This window comes from Streptococcus pseudopneumoniae, from assembly GCF_038148935.1.
Classification (GTDB): domain Bacteria; phylum Bacillota; class Bacilli; order Lactobacillales; family Streptococcaceae; genus Streptococcus; species Streptococcus pseudopneumoniae_U.
Map to the genome: position 1 here is coordinate 1 of NZ_JBBJZX010000027.1, position 23,417 is coordinate 23,417.

A 23,417-nucleotide genomic window follows, 5' to 3' on the forward strand; every position below is an offset into this window, starting at 1 on the left:
TTATAATAAGAAAGATTAAAATGTGAAAAAAGGAGATTCCTAATGGGACGTAAATGGGCCAATATCGTAGCCAAGAAAACGGCTAAAGATGGAGCTAACTCTAAAGTATATGCAAAATTTGGTGTAGAAATCTATGTAGCAGCTAAAAAAGGTGATCCAGATCCAGAATCAAACTCAGCCTTGAAATTCGTTATTGACCGTGCTAAACAAGCCCAAGTGCCAAAACACGTTATCGATAAGGCTTTGGATAAGGCTAAAGGAAACACAGACGAAACCTTTACAGAAGGACGTTACGAAGGCTTTGGACCAAATGGTTCTATGTTGATTGTGGATACTTTGACTTCAAACGTTAACCGTACAGCGGCTAATGTCCGTGCAGCCTTTGGTAAAAACGGCGGAAACATGGGCGCTTCAGGTTCGGTTTCTTACCTCTTTGACAACAAAGGTGTTATTGTATTTGCAGGTGAAGATGCCGATGCAGTTTTTGAGCAATTGCTTGAAGCAGATGTGGATGTGGACGATGTAGAAGCAGAAGAAGGAACAATCACTGTTTACACAGCTCCAACTGACCTTCATAAGGCTATCGTTGCCCTTCGTGAGTTAGGTATCCAAGAATTCCAAGTGACTGAATTGGAAATGATTCCTCAGTCAGAAGTGGAATTGTCAGGTGATGACCTTGAAACCTTTGAAAAACTTTACAGCGTTCTTGAGGACGACGAAGACGTACAAAAAATCTACACAAACGTAGACGGATTCTAATTTAACCTAGAAAACATGATCCTAAGTGAAAAAATCACTTGGGATTTTTTGAATCAAGAAAATAGTTCTCTAGGAAACTTTTTCTTGACATCTTTTTTCAAAGTGGTAAAATAGTTCTCACGGAAACTTATTTAGTTCCTAGGAGAACTAAATGTGATGGTTAGAAAGGAGTTAGTATGGATAAACCGATGTTAGTCTTTAAGCGTTTTGGTCATCAGATTCACCTGATGGTGCAAAAGGAAGCCAAACGTTGTGGTATTGAATTTATGGGTGGGCCTCAAGGTCAAGTTCTACGTTTTTTAGGTTGGCGTGAGCATGAACAAGAATTAACGCTCATCAAGGATATTGAACAAGAACTCCATATTAGCAAGTCTGTTGCTAGTAATTTGGTCAAGCGTATGGTGCAAAATGGTTTGGTGGAATTGGAGGCGAATCCCAGCGATAAGCGGGCAAAATTTGTACGTTTGACGGAAAAATCGCGTTCTCAGATGCAAGAAGTTAAGGCGTTTTTTGAACGAATAGACAAGCAGTTGATGGCAGACATTGATGAAGATGAATTACTGATTTTTGAGAAAGTCCTCAATCAACTACAGGAAAATATCAAGAGAATAGGAGGAGATAATGAAGAAATTAGCCAAACGAATTAGTAGAAAAGAATGGGGGATGATTTTACTAGCCATTCTCTTCACCTGCTTTTCGGTCTATCTAGAGTTGGAAGTGCCAACCTATATCTCAAAAATTACGGATTTGCTAGGTAGTCAAGCAACTAATTTAGATGAGTTGTGGCAGCCGGCAAGCATGATGGTGGGAATGTCCTTTCTTGCCTTCTTGTCCGTAGTTGCAGTTGGATTTTTTGCATCCCGAGTGGCGGCTTCTTATACTAGTAGGCTGAGAAGTGATATTTTTAACCGAGTTTTAGATTACTCACAGACAGAGATTAAGAAGTTTTCTATTCCCAGCCTCTTAACTCGTACCACTAATGATATTACTCAAGTTCAGATGTTGATTACTATGGGCTTGCAAGTGGTGACGCGTGGTCCGATTATGGCTATCTGGGCTATCGGGAAGATTTTAGGTCATTCGGAATACTGGCTCTGGGCTGTACTTGTGGCAGTGATTGTCAATGTTTTGATGACAACAGTTTTGATGACGCTAGCCTTTCCAAAACAGTCCTTGATTCAAAGTCTGACTGATAAACTGAATAGCATTACTCGTGAAAGTTTAACAGGTATTCGCGTCGTTCGTGCCTACAATGCTGAAAAGTACCAAGATGAAAAATTTGCAGCAGCAAATGATGAATTGACACGCTTGAATTTGTTTGTCAACCGTCTCATGGCTATTTTGAATCCCATCATGATGGGGATTTCAAGTGGTTTGAGTGTGGCGATTTATTGGATTGGGGCCTATGTGATCAACGATGCTGCTCCGACAGCGCGTCTGCCCCTCTTTAGTGATATGGTTGTTTTCATGTCTTATGCCATGCAGGTTGTCATGGGATTCCTTCTCATGGGAGCGCTCTTCATCGTTCTTCCTCGAACCATGGTCTCTGCCAAACGGATTAATCAGGTTCTAGATTTGCATTCTTCTATCCAAAATCCTGCTCAAGTGCAGTTGGCTGATGAAAATCTCAAAGGTCAGGTCGAATTTAAGGATGTGACTTTCCGCTATGCGGCAAATTCGGAGGCGGTTATTGAGCATGTTAGCTTTAAAGCAGAAGCGGGTCAAACAGTGGCCTTTATTGGGTCAACGGGTTCTGGTAAGTCAACTCTGGTCAATCTGATTCCACGTTTTTATGACGTATCAGCAGGAGAAATTCTGGTAGACGGTGTCAATGTTCAAGACTATGACTTGAATGATTTGCGCAACAAGGTTGGTTATATTCCCCAGAAAGCGGTTCTCTTTTCAGGTGATGTCAAGGGTAATCTAGACTTTGGACAGAGTCAAGAAACACCGCTTAGTGAGCAGGCTATGTGGCAAGCTTTGGAATTGGCCCAGTCTAAGAGCTTTATCGAAGACAAGGAAGCGGGCTTAGCGTCAGAAGTGGCCCAAGGAGGAACCAACTTCTCAGGTGGTCAAAGACAGCGTCTGGCAATTGCGCGTGCCTTAGCTCGGAAGCCAGAAATCCTCATCTTTGATGACTCCTTCTCAGCCTTGGACTACAAGACAGACCGTGTCCTACGCCAAGAGCTAGCAGAGAAAACCAAGTCTATGACCAAGCTTATCGTTGCACAGCGTATTTCAACGATTATGGATGCAGATTTGATTTTGGTCTTGGATCAAGGAAAAGTCGTGGGACAAGGCACCCACAAGGAACTTCTAGCAAATAACGAAGTTTACCAAGAAATTGCCTATTCACAATTATCGAAGGAGGAATTGGAACATGGAAAATAAAAAACTGTCGCTCTGGAAACAGAGTAAACCCTATCTTGCAGGTCTCCAGTTTGCCCTTCTGATCGCCTTTCTAGCAACAATCTTATCCAATATCATTACTGTTTATGGTCCAACTCGTATCAAGGAAATGACTAATATTATTGCAAGTGGGCTAGAAACAAGTGTGGATGTCGCTGCGGTTACAGCCATTGGTAGTTTTTTGGCCGTCATCTATGTGATTGGACTTCTATCAAATTATTTGCAGGCCTTTCTGTTTACAACAGCCATTCAACGTTTTTCAGAGCGTTTGAGAAGAGCGATTGCAGAGAAAATTAATCGCCTACCATTGAGATATTTTGATGGACACTCTCAAGGAGATACCTTGTCTCGTGTAACCAATGACGTTGACACTGCAGCCCAGTCCCTTAATCAAAGTCTGGGAACAGTTCTTTCATCCACTTTACTGGTCGTGGCAGTCTTGGTAACTATGTTTGGGATGAACTGGATTTTAGCCTTGGTGACGGTTGTTTCAACCCTTGTTGGATTTGTATTTGTATCCGTCTTTATGGGCAAATCCCAGGGCTTCTTTAAGAGTCAGCAGAAAGATTTGGCAGCTGTCAATGGCTATGTGGAGGAAATGTACTCTGGCCATAATGTGGTGACCAGTTACAATGCCATCGAGAGTACGAAAGAAGAGTTTGCGAAATTAAACCATCGTCTGTATGATAGTATCTGGAAATCTCAATTTATTTCAGGGATTATGATGCCGATTATGATGTTCATTGGGAACTTTAGTTATGCCTTAGTGATTATTGTCGGTGCAGCCTTGGCTCTGAATGGGCAGATTAGTATCGGGATTATCGTTGCCTTTATGGCCTACGTTCGTATCTTTTCTCAGCCTCTTTCACAAATCGCCCAAGGGATTACTAGTTTGCAGCAGGCTAGTGTAGCCATGGGACGTGTCTTCGAATTCCTAGCTGAAGAGGAAATGGGAGACGAATCCCATAGAGAAAGACAATTGAGCGATATGAAAGGTCAAGTGGTCTTTGATCGAGTTTCCTTTGGTTATACACCAGAGCGAACTATTATCCATGACTTTTCTGCGACAGCTCATGCAGGTCAAAAGGTTGCGATTGTCGGACCGACTGGAGCTGGGAAGACAACCATTGTCAATCTTTTGATGAAGTTCTATGAGATTGATAAGGGAAGTATCCGCATCGATGGCGTGGATACCAAGGAGATGAAGCGTTCGGAAGTACATGATGCCTTTTCAATGGTCTTGCAGGATACTTGGCTCTTTGAAGGAACTATTCGCGACAATCTTATCTATAACCAAGAGGGGATTAGTGATGAGCGCGTGATTGAAGCCAGCAAGGCTGTAGGGATTCACCACTTTATCATGACCCTACCAGATGGTTACGATACCGTCTTGGATGATACAGTGACCTTGTCTGTCGGGCAAAAACAACTCTTGACTATTGCTCGTGCTTTGCTGAAAGATGCACCACTCCTAATCCTAGATGAGGCGACTTCTTCTGTTGATACTCGGACGGAGGAATTGATTCAGAAAGCTATGGACCGATTGATGGAGGGAAGAACTTCCTTTGTCATCGCCCACCGCTTGTCAACCATCCGAAATGCTGACTTGATTCTTGTCATGAAAGATGGCAATATCATTGAGCAAGGCAATCATGATGAGCTAATGGCGCAAGGAGGCTTCTACGCTGACCTCTATAACAGTCAGTTTACAGAAGATGAAGCAGAAGAATAAACCCAAAGAAGGCTTGACGGCCTTCTTTTTCTTATTTATACTAGAATACATAGAAAGAGAGAAGTATGAGTCAGAAATTATACAATATGAAATTTGCTGCGGTCTATCTAGCCTTGGTTGCAAAGGTTGAGCGAAAGGGTGGAAGGGCAGAGTCAGTTCACCAAGTGACCAGTTGGTTGACAGGGTATGAAGTGTGTGACATCCTCGCTTGTCTGGATAGAGATGTTACCTATGGAGATTTTTTTCGACAAGCACCATATTATGTTCCTGAACGAATTGCGATTACAGGGAAGATTTGCGGTGTCCGTATTGAGGAAATTGATGATCCTCTGATGCAGGAAATACGTCGCTTGGACAAATTAGTAGATTGGCTTGCCAAGGGGAAAACATCTCAACAAGTTCTAGAAAAGTATGAGAAATCGAAATGAAAAATTATCAAGAATGGTATGGCCACATCGCTGGTAAGATTGAAAATAAGTCTTTCCTTCTGAGCTTGTTAAAATCTTTCAATCGGTTTATGGCAGTAGTCATGCCTATAGTTTATTTAACCTTGTTAGTAATTACCTATCTCCAAGAAGGACTTGGGAAGCAGGTCTTGATGTATGTGTTTGTCCCTGCGTCAGGTTTTGTGATTTTGTCCCTTCTCCGTAAGAAACTCAATGCCCCTAGGCCTTATGAAGTTTGGGAAATTGTACCGCTACTAGACAGAGATAGTCCTGGTCAATCTATGCCCAGTCGTCATGTCTTTTCAGCAACCATTATCTCCATGGCTTGCTTGCATACTAGTTTATCTGTAGGGGTTATCTTGTTGGTTTTGTCAGCCTTCCTAGGTCTAGTGAGAGTCTTAGGTGGCGTGCATTATCCCAAGGATGTAGTAGTTGGTTATATTTGTGGTCTTGTGTGGGGTGTGCTTTTCTTTCTATTTTGACCTGTAAGTTAAGGTGGTCCTACAACCACTTACGAGTCTAAAGTAACCACTTGCTTTTTTGCTCTTGTTTTCTTATTTTGGCTTTGATATAGTAGAGTCAGAAAGGAGATGGAATGAAGTTACGAATCGAAATTGACAGCAATTTAGAGGAAACTGAAATTGTTATCAAGGCAGCGGCTTTGACAGATGAGATTGCGGATTTACAGCGCCTCTTGCAAGAGTCCAAGTCTCCGAGGTTGATTTTTTACAAGGGAACAGGTGAATATTATCTGGACTTATCGGAAATTCTCTTCTTTGAGACAGAGGGGAACAAAATTTATGCCCATACCCATAAAGATGCCTACGAGGTTCGGCTTAAACTCTATGAGTTAGAGGCTATCCTTCCTCGCTATTTTAGTCGGGTATCCAAGTCAACGATCGCTAATATTCGGCAAGTCTATTCGGTGGACAAGTCCTTTTCAGGAACGGGCACCATTTCCTTCTATCAGACCCACAAGGAGGTTCATGTCTCACGGCATTACCAATCCCTCCTAAAAGAAAATCTAAGAAACATGAGGTAAGAACATGAAAAAGAAAGCATTTGGTATTGTGTTGCTCGTTTTAGCAACTTTGATATTATTGCAAGGAAATTTTGGAATCCCTTCTCTTGGAGGGCAAATTTGGCCCTTGATTGGTATTGCTTTTTTTGCCTACCAATCAGTTGGAGCTTTGTTGCGTCGCCACTTAACTTCAGCCTCTTTTACAGCTCTAGTAGCCCTCATGATTGCTAACCACTTTTATGATATTTTACCGATTCCAAATCAGTCTTTATTTTGGGCTAGTATTTTAATCGTAATGGGTGTCAGCGCACTCACTCATTCTAACAGAACTTGGAATGGAAAAAAATGGTGGTATGATGGTGAAAAGACCATTCTTACAGATAAGGAAGTCGCTTTTGGGACTGGGACTTTCTACAAGCAAGACCAAGAATTGGTAGAAGACCAAGTTGAAGTTGGTTTTGGGAATGCCAAGATATATTATGACAATGCAGAGATGTTAGGTGATAGCGCAACACTGAAAGTAGAAGTTGGTTTTGGCAATGCAGTTATCTATGTTCCCCAACATTGGCGAGTGGATTTGAAGGTGGAAACTTTCTGTGGTGTAGCCAAGGCAGATACTTCTCTAGCTCCAACCAGTAAAACTTTGATTATCCGTGGAGATGTGGCTTTTGGGAAGTTGGGAGTTGTCTACGTTAAATAAAAAGCTAAAAAATCTTCACTGCAAGCATCAAAATAGGCGTACTAAGAGTAGGAAATTGATGCCTTGCTCTGATTTCAGTTCTATGGTTGTTAGACTTTAAAAATGAAATGTCGCCTTTAAAAGTTGTATATTTTTCGATATTTTGGCTCTTACGTTTGATGTATCTATGTCCTACAGCGTGGATGATGTAGTGTAAAATGTTTTTAAAAAAATGAGTGATATTGGACAGGTTTTTTGGCTTTTAATTGCTCAGGAGCTATGAAAGCAAGCACTTGGGTTTATGACAAGGGAGAATGGTATTATGTAAGTTCTTCTGGTGCCATGCTAGCGAATGATTGGGTCAAAGATAATGGCAAGTGGTATTATCTAGCTTCATCAGGTAAGATGCTTCGCAATACCTACACCCCTGATGGTTACTACGTTGGCAACTCAGGTTCCTGGCAATAAGAATAATACTCTTCGAAAATCTCTTCAAACCACGTCAGCTTCATCCACAACCTCAAAACGCTGTTTTGAGCAACCTGCGGCTAGCTTCCTAGTTTGCTCTTTGATTTTCATTGAGTGTAAGAAGTCCTTTTCCTTTAAGGAAGAGGCTTTTTACTTGCTTTTCTGCTGCCTCCTCATTTGTCCTAAAGCCTTTTTTGTGTTAAAATGAATGGTATGAAAGCTAAAAAAATGTGGATGGCAGGTCTGGCTCTGCTTGGTATTGGGAGCCTTGCCCTTGCTACGAAAAAAGTTGCAGATGACCATAAGCTCATGAAGACTCAGGAAGAGTTGACAGCGATTGTGCGAGACCATTTTTCAGACATGGGAGAAATTGCGACCCTCTATGTTCAAGTCTATGAAAGCAGTCTAGAGAGATTGGTTGGCGGTGTCATTTTTGAGGATGGCCGTCATTATACCTTTATCTATGAAAATGAAGACCTAGTCTATGAGGAGGAAGTCTTATGATACAGCCAGCAAGTTTAGAAGAATTGGCATCTTTAGTGGAAAAAGATGGGAAGAAGGTTTTCCTTTTTGTGGCGGATTGGTGTGGCGATTGCCGTTATATTTATCCTGCCTTGCCAGAAATTGAGGAGACCAATCCAGAGTTCACCTTTATTCGAGTGGATCGAGATCAGTATATGGATCTAGCTAAACTCTGGGATGTTTACGGAATTCCTAGCCTTGTTGTTCTAGAAAAAGACAAGGAAATCGGTCGTTTTGTCAATCGCGATCGTAAAAGCAAGCAACAAATTAACGACTTTTTAGCAGGATTGAAATAGGAGAAAAAGGAAACAATGATTTTTACATATAACAAAGAACATGTCGGTGATGTCCTTATGGTCATCGTGAAAAATAGCGGAGATGCCAAACTGGATGTGGAGCGCAAAGGCAAGGTAGCCCATGTTTTTCTCAAAGATAATGGGGAAACAGTGGCTTGGAATATTTTTGAAGTTTCAAGTTTATTTGAAATTGCAGAGCGCGGTCAAGTCTTTTTATCAGATGAGCAAGTCGCTCGTTTGAACCAAGAATTACAGGCGGAAGGTTTTAAAGAGGAAATTGTTAATGACAAGGAACCTAAGTTTGTTGTTGGTGAAATTGTCGAGATGGTAGCTCATCCAGATAGTGACCACCTCAACATTTGCCAAGTTGCAGTCGCAAGTGACAAGACAGTACAAATCGTTGCAGGGGCTCCTAATGCGCGTGTCGGTCTGAAAACCATTGTGGCTCTTCCGGGAGCTATGATGCCAAAAGGCAATCTCATTTTCCCAGGCGAACTTCGTGGTGAAAAGAGTTTTGGCATGATGTGTAGTCCTCGTGAATTGCATTTGCCAAATGCTCCGCAAAAACGAGGGGTGCTTGAATTATCAGAAGATCAAGTTGTCGGAACACCATTCGACCCAGCGAAACACTGGACTGCCTAGGAAGTTGTCAGTATCTGATAGACCAGCTAGAAGGAAATAAGATGGCAAAAAATGTTGTGATTACAGGAGCGACATCAGGCATTGGTGAAGCGATTGCGCGTGCTTATCTGGAGCAGGGGGAGAATGTTGTTCTAACAGGACGACGGACAGACAGATTAGAGGCTCTCAAGTCAGAGTTTGCAGCAACCTATCCAAATCAAACAGTTTGGACCTTTCCACTAGATGTCACGGATATGACTATGGTGAAGACTGTCTGCTCTGATATTCTAGAAACGATAGGTCAGATTGATATTCTGGTCAACAATGCCGGACTGGCTCTTGGCTTGGCACCCTATCAGGACTATGAAGAGTTGGATATGCTGACCATGTTGGATACCAATGTCAAAGGCTTGATGGCGGTTACTCGCTGTTTCTTGCCAGCAATGGTAGAAGCAAATCAAGGTCATATCATCAACATGGGGTCAACCGCAGGAATCTATGCCTATGCGGGTGCAGCTGTTTACTCAGCTACCAAGGCGGCAGTTAAGACTTTTTCAGATGGACTACGAATTGATACCATTGCAACGGATATCAAGGTTACGACCATTCAGCCTGGAATTGTCGAAACAGATTTTTCGACGGTACGTTTTCACGGTGATAAAGAGCGGGCTGCGTCCGTTTACCAAGGAATAGAAGCTTTGCAAGCTCAGGATATTGCAGATACAGTAGTCTATGTGACCAGTCAACCTCGTCGTGTGCAGATTACAGATATGACCATTATGGCCAATCAACAAGCGACAGGTTTCATGGTTCATAAAAAATAAAAAATTTTTCTCGAAAAGTTACAAATTTCTGTAACTTTTTTTGATTTCCTGCGAATAGATAAGTAGGAGGAAGAAAATATGTATAATAAAGTTATCATGATTGGACGTTTGACGTCTACACCAGAATTGCACAAAACCAACAATGACAAGTCAGTAGCTCGCGCAACTATCGCTGTGAATCGTCGTTACAAAGACCAAAATGGTGAACGCGAAGCGGATTTTGTTAATATGGTTTTATGGGGAAGACTAGCAGAAACATTGGCAAGCTACGCAACCAAAGGTAGTCTTATTTCTGTGGATGGGGAATTGCGTACTCGTCGTTTTGAGAAAAATGGTCAAATGAATTATGTGACCGAAGTACTTGTCACAGGATTCCAACTCTTGGAAAGTCGTGCTCAACGTGCCATGCGTGAAAATAATGCAGGCCAAGATTTGGCAGACTTGGTTTTGGAAGAGGAAGAACTACCATTTTAAACATTGAAAAGTCTGAGTTGGTCTCAGGCTTTTTTATACTGTCTAAATGTGTTACAATGAACTAGTTGAAACTTTTTGGAGGTTGGAATGAGTAGAGAATATACAAGAACAATCGTCAAAATTATATTTTGTACAGTAGTTATATTTGTTTTTGCGATTTATACTCATGTGAGTCAGACAGATCCTATTCCGGGACAAATAAAAGTTGGAGCGACTTATATGACGATGAATAGTGAATTTTATAGACATTTACATAATGAGATTCAACGCTATTCTGATTCAGAAGGTCAGATATTGTATACTCGGGATGCAGAGATGAGTGAAGAAAAACAGAGTAAACAAATTGATGAGTTTATAGCGAAGCGAGTGAATGTTATTGTTATTAATCCAGTTAAGAGTGATAGCGAGCAAATTGTAGAAGCGGTAAGTAGGGCAAAGAATTTTGGAATTAGAGTTATAGCAGTAGATAGTCAGTTGAATAATATAAAAGTTGATACGAGCATAGTTTCTGATAATTACCATGCTGGGATATTGATTGCCAAGGATTTGATGAAACGTACCTCAAATGCCCATATCCTTTTGTTAACGCATAAAGATGCTTTATCAGCTAACCAGAGAATAACTGGTTTTTTGGATACAATAAAATCAGAAGAATCTTATCAAATTATCTCAGAAATAGAAACGGTTGGTCAAACAGAGTATGCTATGGCTACTGTAGATGCTGCGTTATCTGAAGGTCTAACATTTGATGTTATAGTGGCTTTAAATGATAGAGCCGCTATAGGAGCTTTGGCAGCAATTAAAGAATCGAAAATAATTTCAAAAAAACTTATTTATGGAATAGATGGTTCACCAGATATGAAGCATTTATTAGCTACGACAGATGAAGTGACGGGAACGGTTGCTCAATTTCCATCTCATATGGGGAGAAAAGTATCGGAAACAATAGATTTATTAGTAAAAAAAGAAGAAGTTGAAGAATTATATACTATACCTGTACAATTTGTTGATAAAAATAATATAATTCAGTTTGATATTAATGGGTGGCAGTAATGAAACAGGTAAAAGGTGTCCAGTACTCTATAATTTTGCTTTTATTAATTAATTTTCTAACCATTATATACAATGGAGCTTTGTATATACAGATTACAAACTATGTAATTTCAAAGGGACAGATGATACTCTTATTGGGAGAATTAAACAATATTTCAAAATCACCTGACCAGATTTTTTGGTATTCAATTATTTTTTTTGTCGGTATTATTTTTATATCTACCTATAAAATGTATTCAACTGAGAAAAAATGGCCAATTTTTTCAAAATGGAATTTGTTTGAAATAGTATTAATGATTGGTGTTATATGGTCACAAAATCTGTCATACAATGGAATAATATTATTAGTTTTTGCTGATATATTCTATAGTTCAAGAGAGTTTCAAGACTCTGATAGTAAACGTTCTTGGATTATTTTTATTTTCTTGAGTTTTTTAATGTTACTTTTAACAGACTATGAAATCTTGTCACTATTTATAAAAGTTCCATCTCTTTCTACCTATATCCAATTTTACCCATCGTCCATACGAGGTGTAGTGTTATTTTTAGAAAATGCATTGACGTCATTAAACGTTATTATTTTCATCATCTCTTTATTGTCTTATATCCTATACGTGATTAAAGAACACCATAATATTGAGGAAGAGCTTAAAATGTTATCTAGAGTCAACACTGAATTGAATCATTACATATCGTTATCAGAGAAAATCGCTGAAGATCGAGAAAGGAAAAGAATTGCTCGGGAAATTCATGATACTCTAGGTCATGCGTTGACAGGAATTTCAGCAGGGATTGATGCTGTTTCTGTACTAATTGATGTTCATCCTATCCGTGCTAAAGAACAGTTGAAAAATGTTTCAAATGCAGTTAGAGAGGGGATAAAAGATGTTAGGGGATCATTACATAGACTAAGACCAGGAGCTTTGCAAAATAATGGTTTAAAAGATGCTCTAATATTAATGATTAGTGAGTATGAGTCTCTATCTAAACTCTCTGTCGATCTAAAATATGAATGGGGAAATATTGATTTAGATGTGATACAGGAAGATACTATTTTTAGGATTATACAAGAATCTATGACAAATTCTGTTCGTCATGGACATGCTAGTAAAATGAGCATTCGCTTTATGAGTGAGGATAACAACATAATAGTTTTGCACGATAATGGAATAGGTTTTGACGACTTACAAATTGGGTATGGCTTGAAACAAATGAGAGAGCGAGTTTCTATTTTAGGTGGTTCTATTCATTTTGAAAATAGGGAAGGATTTTACACTAAAATAGTTTTTCCAAAAATAGGAGGTGAAGTATATGATAAAGGTAATGATTGCAGATGATCAGGCGTTAATTAGAGAGTCTTTGCAGATCATTTTATCAGTATATGCTGATATTGATGTTGTATCCGTCGTTGGTGATGGTATCGAAGCTATGGATAACATTATGACTGTAAAACCGGATATAATTTTAATGGACATTAGAATGCCCAGAATGGACGGAGTATTGGCTACAAAAGAAATCAAAAAACGTTTTCCAAATATAAAAATTATAATCTTAACAACATTTGATGACGACGAATTTATTTTTAGTGCTTTAAAATATGGTGCATCTGGCTATTTATTAAAAGGAGTTTCAACAGACGAGTTATATCAAGCCATTCAGACAGTGTATAAAGGTGGAGCTATGATTAATCCTAATATAGCCAGTAAGGTATTTCAATTGTTCTCTCAGATGGCACAGACCAATTTTTCTATTACTGTGAAGGAAGAGAATATTGAAAATATATCACTGACAGAATGGAAAATTATTCAGCAAGTGGCATTTGGAGAATCAAATAAGGAAATTGCCAGTAATCTTTTTTTATCCGAGGGAACAGTGCGCAATTACCTTTCTATCATTCTTTCAAAACTAAATTTGAGAGATAGGACACAGTTAGCCATATGGGCTGTACAAACAGGTGTGACACAAAAGAATTTTTCGAAGGAAATGGATAAATGAAAGTAAAGCAATTGTTTCTAGCGATACTGTTTGTGCTAAGTTGCTTGAGTTTATTTCTTATTTGGGAAAACAAGCAGATAAAGATTATTAGACTGGGTTTTTATTCTGATTCTAGTTGGGGAATTCCTACAGGGAATAACAGCTACGTACTAGATGAGGCTATTAAGAAATTTGAAGAGCTTCATCCAGGGGTTAAAATTGTATATGATTCAGGTATTCCTAAGGAGGAGTATTCTAATTGGATTTCAAGTCAAATTTTAAAAGGTTCTGAACCGGATGTATTTCTATTATCAAGCGACCAATTATCTTTATTTGCATCAAAAGGTATTTTAAAAAACCTAAATTCCTATCTGTCTCAAGAAGATGCCTCTAATTTCTATGATGTATCTTTGCAGGCAGCAAAATACGGAGATGATTTATACGGTCTTCCATATGAAAGCAATCCCATGTTGATGTGTGTAAATCAAGATTTACTTTTAAGAGAGGGCATTGAAATTCCTAAAGTAGGGTGGACACTGAAAGATCTATATGAGATTAGTAAAAAAATTACAAAAGATACCGATGGAGATGGAATCGTTGATCAATTTGGGATAACAGGATATAGTTGGAAAGAATCTCTAGCAGCCTTTGGTGTTACTATTTCTGAGAGTGGTATTCCTCGTATAGATTCGTCAGAAATGAAGGATGCTTTATCCTATATAAGGGAATTGAATCAATTAAACGGGCGCTACAAAGTAACTTATAAAGATTTTGATGAAGGCCATGTGGCCTTTTATCCAATGAGTTTGGCACAATATCGCACATATAAACCTTTTCCTTATCATGTGGCCAAATATACAAATTTTAACTGGACATGTATTTCATTGCCAACGACTGAGGAAGACATTCGTTCGACTGTAACAGATACTTCCTTATACGTGGTTTCTTCGCGTGCTCGCAATTCAAAACTTGCCGTATCGTTTATAGAATTTTTAACAAACAATCTTGAAATTCAACAAAATTTATTTAACAAGGGTCAAGGAAGCTCAGTATTACCAGAGGTAGTAACTAGTTTGAAGAGTGAAGAGTTGATGAAGAAAGGAATGATTGGTCAAAATGCCTTAACGACTACTTCACTGGATTATATAATGAAAAATTCAATTACAACTATTTCAAAAGGGATAGATTCAAAATCATTGGTTGGAATAGAAGAAAGATTAGAAGCATTATCTATGGATGAAAATAACACGGATATTGAAGGTAGTCTTATTAAGTTACAAAAAGAACTAGATATAGGAACCCTTAAATAGATATCAAGATTATTATTTCTTAAATAATACGAACATGGCAGATGTCTTTATTGACATTTGTCATTTTTTTATTGACATTTATCAATAAACTTTTGTGACATTTAACAATTATAAAGTGAAGATAAGGATGATAGAATGAAATCAATAAAAGGAGGGAAATATGAAATATTTGATATTAGTCAGTCATGGAGGACTCGCAGAGGGATTGAAATCATCTCTTTCTATGTTTGCTTCGGATAAGGTAGATGATGTCATAGCAATTGGCTTAAAAAATGGGGAAAGTCTTGCAGATTTTTCTGTAGATGTCAAGAATGCTATTGAATCTCTGAATGAAAATGATTCTGTTCTTGTTTTAGCAGATATTGTTGGGGGAAGTCCTTTAACAACTGTTGCAACAGTATTAGAAGAATTTGGAAAATTAGAGAATGCAACTATTTTGGGAGGCATGAACTTAACAATGGCACTTACAGCAGTGGTGATGAAAGACATTCTGACTGGAAGTGAACTTGTTTCTACGATATTAAACGAATCATCCTCAGCTCTACAGGAATTTGAAGTCGGATCGGATGATAATCTTAATGAAGAAGACGATATTTAGTTATATAAGGAAAGGGATAAAAAATTATGGTAGTAACATTTGTACGAATTGACGATAGAATGATTCATGGACAAACAGTCACTAGATGGGCAAAAGAACATCCATGTGATGGCTTAATTGCAGTAAATGATGCTGCTGCATCTAATAAGGTTTTAATTCAGGCCTATAAAGGTGCGTCAGATAAAAAAACATTTGTTTGGACAAAGGAAGCATTTAAAGAAAAATCATCTAAAGTAACAGAATCAGACAGTAGATATTTTTTGATTACTAAGAATCCAATTGATATGAAAGAAATTTTAGTAGACCAGGGCTTTATTCCAGGAGATGTTAAAGAGATTATTGTAGGACCTGCTAACGATAGACCAGGTGCTATCAAGTTGGGAAATAATCAATCAATTACTCAAGAGGAAGCAGTTGCACTAGAAGCAATTGAAAAAGCAGGATATAAAGTTAGATTCCAATTATTACCAGATGTATCTATTGGCTATTGGAGTGATTTTAAATCAAAATTTGGATTTTAATAATGAAATAAGGAGACAAAATGATGGAAATTTCTTGGATTCAAGCAGCTCTTTTAGGATTGTTTGCAAGTTTAGCATCGATGCCAGGTATGGGGGGATCCAGTATTGGGAACTATACTTTGGGGCGCCCATTAGTTGGTGGTTTAATTGTAGGTTTAATATTAGGAGATATAACAACAGGGGTAATCGTTGGTGTAGCTTTACAGGTATTATATATTGCCTTAGTGACACCTGGTGGAACTGTATCTGCAGATGTACGGGCAATTTCTTATATCGGAATTCCGTTGTCTATCCTATTTGTTCATGCAAATAATATTTCAGGTGAAGTAGCAATTGCAGCAGCAGCAGCGCCAATTGGAGCCGCAGTTGGAACAATTGGAACTGTTTTATTCTATGGTACAGCTACTATGAACTTGATTTGGCAACACATTGGGTGGAAAGCTGTAGAGAAAGGTGATTTTAAGAAGTTATATGCTGTTGATTGGGTATATCCTTGGATTTCACATTTTATCTTTTCTTTCTTACCAACAATGATTATTACAAAATTTGGACCAGATATGGTTGATCTTATGAAAGTATATCTTCCTATGGATGGTTTTGTAATGAAGTCTCTATTTACTGTAGGAGCACTCCTTCCATGTGTGGGTATTGCAATACTTTTGAAACAAATTGTTACAAAAACAACAGACTTTATTCCTTTCTTTGTCGGGTTCACGTTAGCAAAATCTTTAGGTTTGAACTTAGTAGCAAGTGGTGTGGTGTCATTAATTTTTGCAGTAATTTATTATGAATTAGAAGTTATTAAATCTGCCCGTACGACAGCAGTTGTCAGTGATATGGGATTTGATGAAGAGGAGGATATTTAGGATGAGTCGAAAAAAAATATCAAGAAAAACATTGACAAAATCATTTCACCACTGGTTTTATGGACATCTGACATGTTTTTCTCAAGAACACATGCAAACTTTTGGATATTTAACTTCTATGCTTCCAATAGTGGAAGAAATGTATGATACTAAAGAAGAACAAAAAGAAGCTATGCAAACATACACAGCATTCTTTAATACTGAGCCACAGTTAGGGTCTCTAGTAGTTGGGATTACGGCTGGTTTGGAAGAAGCGCGTGCAAATGGAGATGCCGTAGATAGTGAAACCATCAATGGAATGCGAGCTGGTCTAATGGGGCCTATTGCAGGTATTGGAGATTCACTTATTGTAGGAACATTAATTCCTGTTTTGTTAGGGATAGCTCTAGGTCTTTCTAAAGGAGGAAATATTTCTGGTGCAATATTCTATATTATTGCATGGAATCTATTAGTCTATCTTGGAATGCGTTTTGCTTATTTTAAAGGATATGAACTTGGAGATAAAGCAGTAGAATTTTTAGTAGGTCCTAAAGGTCAGGCGCTAAGAAAATCAATTAGTGTTGTTGGTGGTATGGTCATAGGAGCTGTTGCAGCAACTTGGGTATCTGTCACTACGGCGCTAGAGCTGAAAAATGGAGATGGGGAAACATTTTTAAACTTACAAGAAAAGATTGATGGTGTTTATCCAGGTCTTTTAACAGCAGGTTTTATTGTTCTTTGTTGGTGGCTGATGGCTAAAAAGAAAGTTTCTCCAAATTGGGTAATGCTCCTATTGGTAGTTATTGCACTTGTAGGAGTAGCTTTAGGATTTTTCAATCCAGGTTTGAAATATTAATAGCATATATAGAAAAGCAACGGTTCATAATCGTTGCTTTTCTATATATGCGTAATAGAAGGGTTTAGAGTTTCGGTATTTGTAAAAGAATTAACGAAAATACTAATTCCATAAATCATGTTGGTTAAAATTCTACATTATTAAAGTGCAAAATTAGGATAAAGAAATTTATCTATTCATCCTCAGAAAGTCAGACTTTTTTCTTGACTATTTCTGACCAAGTGATACAATAGAACTATGAATTAGCACTCGGGCGTAAAGAGTGCTAATAATATCTATCTCATCATGGAGGAAATCAGATGTTGAAACCATTAGGAGACCGTGTGGTCTTGAAAATCGAAGAAAAAGAACAAACTGTTGGAGGTTTTGTCCTCGCAGGTTCAGCTCAAGAAAAAACAAAAACAGCCCAAGTTGTAGCTACTGGACAAGGTGTTCGTACCTTGAACGGTGATTTGGTGGCTCCAAGTGTTAAGCCTGGAGACCGTGTCTTGGTTGAAGCTCACGCAGGTCTTGATGTCAAAGATGGCGATGAGAAGTACATCATCGTTGGCGAAGCTAACATCTTGGCTGTCATTGAAGAATAGAAGGAGAAAGTAAGTATGTCAAAAGAAATTAAATTTTCATCTGATGCTCGTTCAGCTATGGTCCGTGGTGTCGATATCCTTGCAGACACTGTTAAAGTAACCTTGGGACCAAAAGGCCGTAACGTCGTTCTTGAAAAATCATTCGGTTCACCTTTGATTACCAATGACGGTGTAACCATTGCTAAAGAAATCGAGTTGGAAGACCATTTCGAAAATATGGGTGCCAAATTGGTATCAGAAGTAGCTTCAAAAACCAACGATATCGCAGGTGACGGGACTACAACTGCAACTGTTTTGACCCAAGCGATCGTCCGCGAAGGAATCAAGAACGTCACAGCAGGCGCAAATCCAATCGGCATTCGTCGTGGGATTGAAGCAGCAGTTGCCGCAGCAGTAGAAGCCTTGAAAAACAATGCCATCCCAGTTGCCAATAAAGAAGCTATTGCTCAGGTTGCTGCCGTATCTTCTCGTTCTGAAAAAGTCGGTGAATACATTTCTGAAGCCATGGAAAAAGTTGGTAAAGATGGTGTCATCACCATCGAAGAGTCACGTGGTATGGAAACAGAGCTTGAAGTCGTGGAAGGAATGCAGTTTGACCGTGGTTACCTTTCACAGTACATGGTAACAGATAGCGAAAAAATGGTGGCTGACCTTGAAAATCCATACATTTTGATTACCGATAAGAAGATCTCAAATATCCAAGAAATCTTGCCACTATTGGAAAGCATTCTCCAAAGCAATCGTCCACTCTTGATTATTGCGGATGATGTAGATGGTGAAGCTCTTCCAACTCTTGTTTTGAACAAGATTCGTGGAACCTTCAACGTAGTAGCAGTTAAGGCACCTGGTTTTGGTGACCGTCGCAAAGCCATGCTTGAAGATATTGCCATCTTAACAGGCGGAACAGTTATCACTGAAGACCTTGGTCTTGAGTTGAAAGATGCTACAATTGAAGCACTTGGTCAAGCAGCGAGAGTAACTGTGGACAAAGATAGCACTGTTATCGTAGAAGGTGCTGGAAATCCTGAAGCCATTTCTCACCGTGTTGCAGTTATCAAGTCTCAAATCGAAACTACAACATCTGAGTTTGACCGTGAAAAATTACAAGAACGCTTGGCCAAATTGTCAGGTGGTGTAGCGGTTATTAAGGTCGGAGCCGCAACTGAAACTGAGTTGAAAGAAATGAAACTCCGCATTGAAGATGCCCTCAACGCTACTCGTGCAGCCGTGGAAGAAGGAATTGTTGCAGGTGGTGGAACAGCCCTTGTAAATGTTATCCCAGCCGTGGCTGATTTGGAATTGACAGGAGACGAAGCGACGGGTCGCAATATTGTTCTCCGTGCTTTGGAAGAACCTGTTCGTCAGATTTCCTACAATGCAGGATTCGAAGGTTCAATCGTTATCGATCGTTTAAAAAATGCTGAGCTTGGTACAGGCTTCAACGCAGCAACTGGCGAGTGGGTTAACATGATTGATCAAGGGATTATTGACCCAGTTAAAGTGAGTCGTTCAGCCCTACAAAATGCAGCATCTGTAGCTAGTTTGATTTTGACAACAGAAGTAGTCGTAGCCAATAAGCCAGAACCAGTAGCCCCAGCTCCAGCAATGGATCCAAGCATGATGGGCGGCATGATGTAAGCTTTCTATAGAAAACAACTTATAAAAAACACAAAAGGAGGGAATGCCTATTCCTCCTTTTTATGATATTCACTTCTAAATTGATTTGAGCTCTCCTAACTTATATGATAAAATAAGACTAGAAAAAGGAGAAGAACATGATCGATGTAGAAGAAATTCTGAGCAAGATGAACCCCAATCAGAAGATTAATTATGACCGTGTCATGCAGAAGATGGTACAAGTATGGGAGAAAAATGAGCAACGTCCAACTATTCTCATGCACGTTTGCTGCGCCCCTTGCAGTACCTATACTCTAGAATATTTGACTAAGTATGCAGACGTGACCATCTATTTTGCCAATTCTAATATCCATCCCAAGGCAGAATACCATAAGCGGGCTTACGTCACCAAGAAATTTGTTAGTGATTTTAATGAGCGGACAGGAAATACGGTTCAGTACCTAGAAGCTCCCTACGAACCAAATGAATACCGTAAGTTAGTCAGAGGACTGGAAGAAGAGCCTGAAGGTGGCGACCGTTGCAAGGTTTGCTTTGACTACCGACTGGATAAGACAGCGCAAGTGGCTATGGGTTTGGGCTTTGACTACTTTGGCTCAGCCTTGACCATCAGTCCTCATAAGAATTCTCAAACCATCAACAGCATCGGAATTGATGTGCAAAAAATTTACACAACACACTATCTTCCAAGTGATTTCAAGAAAAATCAAGGCTACAAACGTTCAGTAGAGATGTGTGAAGAGTATGACATCTACCGTCAATGTTATTGTGGATGTGTCTATGCGGCTCAAGCTCAGAATATTGACTTGGTTCAGGTTAAGAAGGACGCTACAGCTTTCTTGCTGGATAAGGATGTTGAAAAAGATTATTCCCATATCAAATTTACAGTTACTAAATTAGATATATAGAGACCAACCCAGTTGAAAAGCTGGGTTTTTCAAATAAAAAAACCAGGGCTTTCACCCTAGTTTGACAACTTTACCGATTCTTTAGTTCTACATAGCGCTTGTACCAAATGTTTACATAGGCTTCTGAGAAAGGACCACGTCCATTGTTAATCCAATCAACAAGAATTTTGACATGTTCTTTTAAAATATAGTCCAAGTCATCAGAATAATTCATTTTGCGTTTGTGACGCTCATACTCCTCAACGTCCAAGAGACGTTTTTCTCCATCTGTAAAAATTTTAACATCCAAATCGTAATCAATATATTTCAGTGCTTCTTCATCCAGATAGTAGGGGCTAGCCATATTGCAATAGTAGGAAGTTCCATTATCACGAATCATGGCAATGATATTAAACCAATATTTCTTGTGAAAGTAAACAATAGCCGGTTCTCGAGTGACCCAACGACGACCATCACTTTCGGTAACCAGTGTATGATCGTTGACACCAATAATGGCGTTTTCTGTTGTTTTTAGTACCATGGTGTCCCGCCAAGTTCGGTGGAGACTCCCATCATGCTTATAACTTTGAATTGTAATAAAGTCGCCTTCTTTTGGAAGCTTCATAACTAACCAACTTTCTACAATTTATAAGTTTATCATTTACTATTGTACCATAAAATTATCTAAAATCTGTGAATTTCACTTGGAAATGTTAAAGATATTCTCTAAGAGCGCTTGCTATGTCCGAAAAATCGTAGCCCTTTCGTGCTAAAACTTGAGTTAAACGCTGCTTCAGTTCGTATCCTTCATACTTTCGGGCATACTTAGCATATTGCTTATCAAGTTCCTTGAAGATGAGTTCTTGAGTCGTTTCTTCATCAACTTGACTATCTAATTGGTCAAATGCATTTTTAGCATCAGAGTAGGAGAAGCCCTTGTTAGTCAAGTTCTGGATAATCTTATCTTGCAGGGCACGAGCTGGAAGTTTTCCCTCATATTTTTTCAATAGTTTATTGGCTACACGTTGAGCAACTTCCGAAAAATCAAATTCTTTCAAGTTCTCTTCTATAGTAGATTTTGAAATCCCCTTTTGTGCTAGTTTCTGAGTCAGTACATAAGGCCCCTTGTCTCCTGAAAGTTGATTGGCATTGATGATAGCATAAGCGTACTGGCTATCATTAATCCAATTATCTTCTTTGAGATTATCAATGACTTGAGAAACGATGTTTTCATCAATATCGTATTTTTTCAGATATTCTTTGACTTCTTTTTCAGTGCGTACTTTAAAGGATAAATGGTAGAGGGCCAGATTCTTACCATAAGAAAAGTGAGCAAAGTCCTGAATCTCCTTCAATTCCTCTTTGCTTATCACCTTATCTCTTGATAACATAAAACGAACAATTGTATCTTCGGTGATGTAGCATTTATCGTCATTATCAAGCTCCATCAGATAGAGTCTTTTTTTCTTTTCAAGTTTTGTGATTTTCATAGTTCTATTATAACTCAAAATGTGATAAGATAGGGGTATGAATCTGAAAGTGAAACAAAAAATACCATTAAAAATCAAGCGCATGGGAATTAATGGAGAGGGAATCGGCTTTTATCAAAAAACATTAGTCTTTGTGCCTGGTGCTCTCAAAGGAGAAGATATCTATTGTCAGATTACTTCTATTAAACGTAACTTTGTTGAGGCAAAATTACTGAAGGTCAACAAGAAGTCTAAATTTCGAGTTGTGCCAGCTTGTACTATTTACAATGAATGCGGAGGCTGCCAAATTATGCATCTGCATTATGATAAGCAGCTGGAGTTCAAGACGGACTTACTTCACCAAGCGCTGAAAAAATTTGCCCCTGCAGGATATGAAAATTATGAAATCCGTCCAACTATTGGAATGCAGGAACCAAAGTACTACCGTGCTAAGTTACAATTTCAGACTCGAAAATTTAAGAATCAGGTCAAGGCGGGCTTATATGCACAAAACTCTCACTATTTAGTAGAGTTGAAAGACTGCCTGGTACAAGACAAGGAAACCCAAGTGATTGCTAATCGTCTAGCGGAATTACTTACTTATCACCAGATTCCAATCACGGATGAGAGAAAAGTTCTAGGTGTTAGAACTATAATGGTTCGACGAGCAAGAAAGACTGGACAGGTTCAGATTATTATTGTTACAAATCGTCAGCTTAATTTAACCCAACTAGTAAAAGACTTAGTTAAAGATTTTCCAGAAGTTGTGACAGTAGCTGTGAATACAAATACAGCTAAAACCAGTGAGATTTATGGTGAAAAGACAGAGATTATCTGGGGACAAGAGAGTATTCAAGAAGGTGTTCTCGATTATGAATTTTCACTATCCCCTCGAGCTTTCTATCAACTAAATCCTGAACAAACAGAAGTTCTTTATAACGAGGCGGTAAAAGCCTTGGATGTTAATAAAGAAGATCATTTGATTGATGCTTATTGTGGAGTTGGAACAATTGGATTTGCCTTTGCAAAGAAAGTTAAAACACTCAGAGGTATGGATATTATTCCAGAAGCTATTGAAGATGCCAAGCGAAATGCTAAAAGAATGGGATTTGACAATACTCATTATGAAGCTGGAACAGCAGAAGAGATTATTCCTCGTTGGTACAAGGAAGGATACCGAGCAGATGCACTGATTGTGGATCCACCGCGTACAGGTCTGGATGATAAGTTGTTAGACACTATTCTTACCTATGTGCCAGAAAAAATGGTTTATATTTCATGTAATGTTTCAACTTTGGCAAGGGATTTGGTAAGATTAGTAGAAGTCTACGATATCCATTATATCCAGTCGGTCGATATGTTCCCACACACCGCTCGAACTGAAGCAGTTGTAAAATTAATAAAAAAAGTTTAAAAAAGGTGTTGACAAAGTTA

Annotated in this window: 27 protein-coding genes and 1 pseudogene; 26 read left to right on the top strand and 2 right to left on the bottom strand. The window is 38.7% G+C overall.

Annotation, left to right across the window (positions count from 1 at the left end; translation table 11 throughout):
- Nucleotides 1–42 precede the first annotated feature (42 nt).
- From WKI42_RS04365 to WKI42_RS04485, 25 genes and pseudogenes are all read left to right on the top strand, one after another.
- A complete protein-coding gene (locus WKI42_RS04365) occupies nt 43–759 on the top strand; it encodes a YebC/PmpR family DNA-binding transcriptional regulator (protein WP_368081276.1) in 717 nt (238 codons plus the stop codon).
- Nucleotides 760–935: 176 nt separating this feature from the next.
- Entirely contained in the window at nt 936–1,406 is a 471-nt protein-coding gene (locus WKI42_RS04370) for a MarR family winged helix-turn-helix transcriptional regulator (RefSeq protein ID WP_368081277.1), read from the top strand.
- The gene (locus tag WKI42_RS04375) at nt 1,381–3,150 is read left to right on the top strand and encodes an ABC transporter ATP-binding protein (RefSeq protein WP_368081278.1); all 1,770 of its coding nucleotides are present in this window, start codon (nt 1,381–1,383) and stop codon (nt 3,148–3,150) included. Before WKI42_RS04370 ends, WKI42_RS04375 begins: the two co-directional genes overlap by 26 nt.
- Entirely contained in the window at nt 3,140–4,900 is a 1,761-nt protein-coding gene (locus WKI42_RS04380; RefSeq protein ID WP_368081279.1) for an ABC transporter ATP-binding protein, read from the top strand. The genes WKI42_RS04375 and WKI42_RS04380 overlap by 11 nt, the downstream gene beginning before the upstream one ends.
- Before the next feature lie 65 nt (nt 4,901–4,965).
- Nucleotides 4,966–5,328 carry a DUF2200 domain-containing protein gene (locus WKI42_RS04385; RefSeq protein ID WP_368081280.1) on the top strand — a complete coding sequence of 121 codons (363 nt, stop codon included), beginning with the start codon at nt 4,966–4,968 and terminating at the stop codon, nt 5,326–5,328.
- The gene (locus WKI42_RS04390; protein WP_368081281.1) at nt 5,325–5,828 is read left to right on the top strand and encodes a phosphatase PAP2 family protein; all 504 of its coding nucleotides are present in this window, start codon (nt 5,325–5,327) and stop codon (nt 5,826–5,828) included. Before WKI42_RS04385 ends, WKI42_RS04390 begins: the two co-directional genes overlap by 4 nt.
- A 113-nt stretch (nt 5,829–5,941) precedes the next feature.
- Nucleotides 5,942–6,388: a LytTR family DNA-binding domain-containing protein gene (locus tag WKI42_RS04395; protein ID WP_368081282.1), complete on the top strand. Its 447-nt coding sequence runs from the start codon at nt 5,942–5,944 to the stop codon at nt 6,386–6,388.
- A 4-nt stretch (nt 6,389–6,392) separates the two neighbouring features.
- Nucleotides 6,393–7,067, top strand: a complete 675-nt coding sequence (locus WKI42_RS04400; protein WP_368081283.1) for a LiaF transmembrane domain-containing protein — start codon at nt 6,393–6,395, stop codon at nt 7,065–7,067.
- 249 nt (nt 7,068–7,316) lie between these two features.
- Nucleotides 7,317–7,514: pseudogene (locus WKI42_RS04405) on the top strand (N-acetylmuramoyl-L-alanine amidase family protein); the annotation flags it as partial.
- Between the two features lie 204 nt (nt 7,515–7,718).
- The gene (locus tag WKI42_RS04410; RefSeq protein WP_368081284.1) at nt 7,719–8,018 is read left to right on the top strand and encodes a DUF4651 domain-containing protein; all 300 of its coding nucleotides are present in this window, start codon (nt 7,719–7,721) and stop codon (nt 8,016–8,018) included.
- Nucleotides 8,015–8,332 (top strand): thioredoxin family protein, encoded by a 318-nt coding sequence (locus WKI42_RS04415; protein WP_000615777.1) that lies wholly within the window; start codon nt 8,015–8,017, stop codon nt 8,330–8,332. The genes WKI42_RS04410 and WKI42_RS04415 overlap by 4 nt, the downstream gene beginning before the upstream one ends.
- A 15-nt stretch (nt 8,333–8,347) precedes the next feature.
- Nucleotides 8,348–8,974, top strand: a complete 627-nt coding sequence (gene ytpR, locus WKI42_RS04420; protein WP_368081285.1) for a YtpR family tRNA-binding protein — start codon at nt 8,348–8,350, stop codon at nt 8,972–8,974.
- 41 nt (nt 8,975–9,015) lie between these two features.
- Nucleotides 9,016–9,777: an SDR family NAD(P)-dependent oxidoreductase gene (locus WKI42_RS04425; protein WP_368081286.1), complete on the top strand. Its 762-nt coding sequence runs from the start codon at nt 9,016–9,018 to the stop codon at nt 9,775–9,777.
- A 78-nt stretch (nt 9,778–9,855) separates the two neighbouring features.
- Complete coding sequence (locus tag WKI42_RS04430; protein WP_000282467.1) at nt 9,856–10,251, top strand: single-stranded DNA-binding protein; 396 nt, start codon at nt 9,856–9,858, stop codon at nt 10,249–10,251.
- 87 nt (nt 10,252–10,338) lie between these two features.
- Complete coding sequence (locus WKI42_RS04435; RefSeq protein ID WP_368081287.1) at nt 10,339–11,304, top strand: substrate-binding domain-containing protein; 966 nt, start codon at nt 10,339–10,341, stop codon at nt 11,302–11,304.
- Nucleotides 11,304–12,641, top strand: coding sequence for a sensor histidine kinase (locus tag WKI42_RS04440; RefSeq protein WP_173283213.1), 1,338 nt, complete (start codon nt 11,304–11,306; stop codon nt 12,639–12,641). Before WKI42_RS04435 ends, WKI42_RS04440 begins: the two co-directional genes overlap by 1 nt.
- The gene (locus WKI42_RS04445) at nt 12,616–13,299 is read left to right on the top strand and encodes a response regulator transcription factor (protein WP_033683129.1); all 684 of its coding nucleotides are present in this window, start codon (nt 12,616–12,618) and stop codon (nt 13,297–13,299) included. The genes WKI42_RS04440 and WKI42_RS04445 overlap by 26 nt, the downstream gene beginning before the upstream one ends.
- Nucleotides 13,296–14,588 carry an ABC transporter substrate-binding protein gene (locus tag WKI42_RS04450; protein ID WP_368081288.1) on the top strand — a complete coding sequence of 431 codons (1,293 nt, stop codon included), beginning with the start codon at nt 13,296–13,298 and terminating at the stop codon, nt 14,586–14,588. Before WKI42_RS04445 ends, WKI42_RS04450 begins: the two co-directional genes overlap by 4 nt.
- Before the next feature lie 160 nt (nt 14,589–14,748).
- Nucleotides 14,749–15,186 carry a PTS fructose transporter subunit IIA gene (locus tag WKI42_RS04455; RefSeq protein WP_368081289.1) on the top strand — a complete coding sequence of 146 codons (438 nt, stop codon included), beginning with the start codon at nt 14,749–14,751 and terminating at the stop codon, nt 15,184–15,186.
- A 26-nt stretch (nt 15,187–15,212) separates the two neighbouring features.
- Nucleotides 15,213–15,707 carry a PTS system mannose/fructose/N-acetylgalactosamine-transporter subunit IIB gene (locus tag WKI42_RS04460; protein ID WP_020903146.1) on the top strand — a complete coding sequence of 165 codons (495 nt, stop codon included), beginning with the start codon at nt 15,213–15,215 and terminating at the stop codon, nt 15,705–15,707.
- 23 nt (nt 15,708–15,730) lie between these two features.
- On the top strand, nt 15,731–16,573 hold the full coding sequence (locus WKI42_RS04465) for a PTS mannose/fructose/sorbose/N-acetylgalactosamine transporter subunit IIC (protein WP_333502758.1): 843 nt from the start codon (nt 15,731–15,733) through the stop codon (nt 16,571–16,573).
- Nucleotides 16,554–17,408 carry a PTS system mannose/fructose/sorbose family transporter subunit IID gene (locus WKI42_RS04470; protein ID WP_033683132.1) on the top strand — a complete coding sequence of 285 codons (855 nt, stop codon included), beginning with the start codon at nt 16,554–16,556 and terminating at the stop codon, nt 17,406–17,408. The genes WKI42_RS04465 and WKI42_RS04470 overlap by 20 nt, the downstream gene beginning before the upstream one ends.
- Nucleotides 17,409–17,707: 299 nt before the next feature.
- Nucleotides 17,708–17,992 (top strand): co-chaperone GroES, encoded by a 285-nt coding sequence (groES, locus tag WKI42_RS04475; protein ID WP_261012887.1) that lies wholly within the window; start codon nt 17,708–17,710, stop codon nt 17,990–17,992.
- Nucleotides 17,993–18,007: 15 nt separating this feature from the next.
- Entirely contained in the window at nt 18,008–19,630 is a 1,623-nt protein-coding gene (gene groL / locus WKI42_RS04480) for a chaperonin GroEL (RefSeq protein ID WP_368081290.1), read from the top strand.
- Nucleotides 19,631–19,767: 137 nt separating this feature from the next.
- Nucleotides 19,768–20,535, top strand: a complete 768-nt coding sequence (locus tag WKI42_RS04485) for an epoxyqueuosine reductase QueH (RefSeq protein WP_084920455.1) — start codon at nt 19,768–19,770, stop codon at nt 20,533–20,535.
- A gap of 70 nt (nt 20,536–20,605) precedes the next feature.
- On the opposite strand, the gene ntdP is transcribed toward WKI42_RS04485, so the two are convergent.
- Together ntdP and recX are read right to left on the bottom strand one after the other, a co-directional pair.
- The gene (gene ntdP, locus WKI42_RS04490) at nt 20,606–21,139 is read right to left on the bottom strand and encodes a nucleoside tri-diphosphate phosphatase (RefSeq protein WP_000775321.1); all 534 of its coding nucleotides are present in this window, start codon (nt 21,137–21,139) and stop codon (nt 20,606–20,608) included.
- An 88-nt stretch (nt 21,140–21,227) separates the two neighbouring features.
- Complete coding sequence (gene recX / locus WKI42_RS04495) at nt 21,228–22,004, bottom strand: recombination regulator RecX (RefSeq protein ID WP_368081291.1); 777 nt, start codon at nt 22,002–22,004, stop codon at nt 21,228–21,230.
- A 37-nt stretch (nt 22,005–22,041) separates the two neighbouring features.
- Here recX and rlmD point away from each other — a divergent pair, with 37 nt between their 5' ends.
- Nucleotides 22,042–23,397: a 23S rRNA (uracil(1939)-C(5))-methyltransferase RlmD gene (gene rlmD / locus WKI42_RS04500; protein WP_173218973.1), complete on the top strand. Its 1,356-nt coding sequence runs from the start codon at nt 22,042–22,044 to the stop codon at nt 23,395–23,397.
- Nucleotides 23,398–23,417: the final 20 nt, after the last annotated feature.

Excerpts from the sequence above, each read along its gene's own strand:
- WKI42_RS04485 (WP_084920455.1), top strand. The coding sequence starts at position 19,768 with ATGATCGATGTAGAAGAAATTCTGAGCAAGATGAACCCCAATCAGAAG.
- WKI42_RS04450 (WP_368081288.1), top strand. The coding sequence starts at position 13,296 with ATGAAAGTAAAGCAATTGTTTCTAGCGATACTGTTTGTGCTAAGTTGC.
- WKI42_RS04430 (WP_000282467.1), top strand. The coding sequence starts at position 9,856 with ATGTATAATAAAGTTATCATGATTGGACGTTTGACGTCTACACCAGAA.
- WKI42_RS04365 (WP_368081276.1), top strand. The coding sequence starts at position 43 with ATGGGACGTAAATGGGCCAATATCGTAGCCAAGAAAACGGCTAAAGAT.
- WKI42_RS04380 (WP_368081279.1), top strand. The coding sequence starts at position 3,140 with ATGGAAAATAAAAAACTGTCGCTCTGGAAACAGAGTAAACCCTATCTT.
- WKI42_RS04435 (WP_368081287.1), top strand. The coding sequence starts at position 10,339 with ATGAGTAGAGAATATACAAGAACAATCGTCAAAATTATATTTTGTACA.
- recX (WP_368081291.1), bottom strand. The coding sequence starts at position 22,004 with ATGAAAATCACAAAACTTGAAAAGAAAAAAAGACTCTATCTGATGGAG.
- WKI42_RS04470 (WP_033683132.1), top strand. The coding sequence starts at position 16,554 with ATGAAGAGGAGGATATTTAGGATGAGTCGAAAAAAAATATCAAGAAAA.
- WKI42_RS04370 (WP_368081277.1), top strand. The coding sequence starts at position 936 with ATGGATAAACCGATGTTAGTCTTTAAGCGTTTTGGTCATCAGATTCAC.
- ntdP (WP_000775321.1), bottom strand. The coding sequence starts at position 21,139 with ATGAAGCTTCCAAAAGAAGGCGACTTTATTACAATTCAAAGTTATAAG.
- WKI42_RS04375 (WP_368081278.1), top strand. The coding sequence starts at position 1,381 with ATGAAGAAATTAGCCAAACGAATTAGTAGAAAAGAATGGGGGATGATT.
- WKI42_RS04415 (WP_000615777.1), top strand. The coding sequence starts at position 8,015 with ATGATACAGCCAGCAAGTTTAGAAGAATTGGCATCTTTAGTGGAAAAA.
- WKI42_RS04445 (WP_033683129.1), top strand. The coding sequence starts at position 12,616 with ATGATAAAGGTAATGATTGCAGATGATCAGGCGTTAATTAGAGAGTCT.
- WKI42_RS04425 (WP_368081286.1), top strand. The coding sequence starts at position 9,016 with ATGGCAAAAAATGTTGTGATTACAGGAGCGACATCAGGCATTGGTGAA.
- WKI42_RS04400 (WP_368081283.1), top strand. The coding sequence starts at position 6,393 with ATGAAAAAGAAAGCATTTGGTATTGTGTTGCTCGTTTTAGCAACTTTG.
- WKI42_RS04460 (WP_020903146.1), top strand. The coding sequence starts at position 15,213 with ATGGTAGTAACATTTGTACGAATTGACGATAGAATGATTCATGGACAA.
- WKI42_RS04440 (WP_173283213.1), top strand. The coding sequence starts at position 11,304 with ATGAAACAGGTAAAAGGTGTCCAGTACTCTATAATTTTGCTTTTATTA.
- WKI42_RS04395 (WP_368081282.1), top strand. The coding sequence starts at position 5,942 with ATGAAGTTACGAATCGAAATTGACAGCAATTTAGAGGAAACTGAAATT.
- WKI42_RS04455 (WP_368081289.1), top strand. The coding sequence starts at position 14,749 with ATGAAATATTTGATATTAGTCAGTCATGGAGGACTCGCAGAGGGATTG.
- WKI42_RS04410 (WP_368081284.1), top strand. The coding sequence starts at position 7,719 with ATGAATGGTATGAAAGCTAAAAAAATGTGGATGGCAGGTCTGGCTCTG.
- groES (WP_261012887.1), top strand. The coding sequence starts at position 17,708 with ATGTTGAAACCATTAGGAGACCGTGTGGTCTTGAAAATCGAAGAAAAA.
- ytpR (WP_368081285.1), top strand. The coding sequence starts at position 8,348 with ATGATTTTTACATATAACAAAGAACATGTCGGTGATGTCCTTATGGTC.
- rlmD (WP_173218973.1), top strand. The coding sequence starts at position 22,042 with ATGAATCTGAAAGTGAAACAAAAAATACCATTAAAAATCAAGCGCATG.
- WKI42_RS04385 (WP_368081280.1), top strand. The coding sequence starts at position 4,966 with ATGAGTCAGAAATTATACAATATGAAATTTGCTGCGGTCTATCTAGCC.
- groL (WP_368081290.1), top strand. The coding sequence starts at position 18,008 with ATGTCAAAAGAAATTAAATTTTCATCTGATGCTCGTTCAGCTATGGTC.
- WKI42_RS04465 (WP_333502758.1), top strand. The coding sequence starts at position 15,731 with ATGGAAATTTCTTGGATTCAAGCAGCTCTTTTAGGATTGTTTGCAAGT.
- WKI42_RS04390 (WP_368081281.1), top strand. The coding sequence starts at position 5,325 with ATGAAAAATTATCAAGAATGGTATGGCCACATCGCTGGTAAGATTGAA.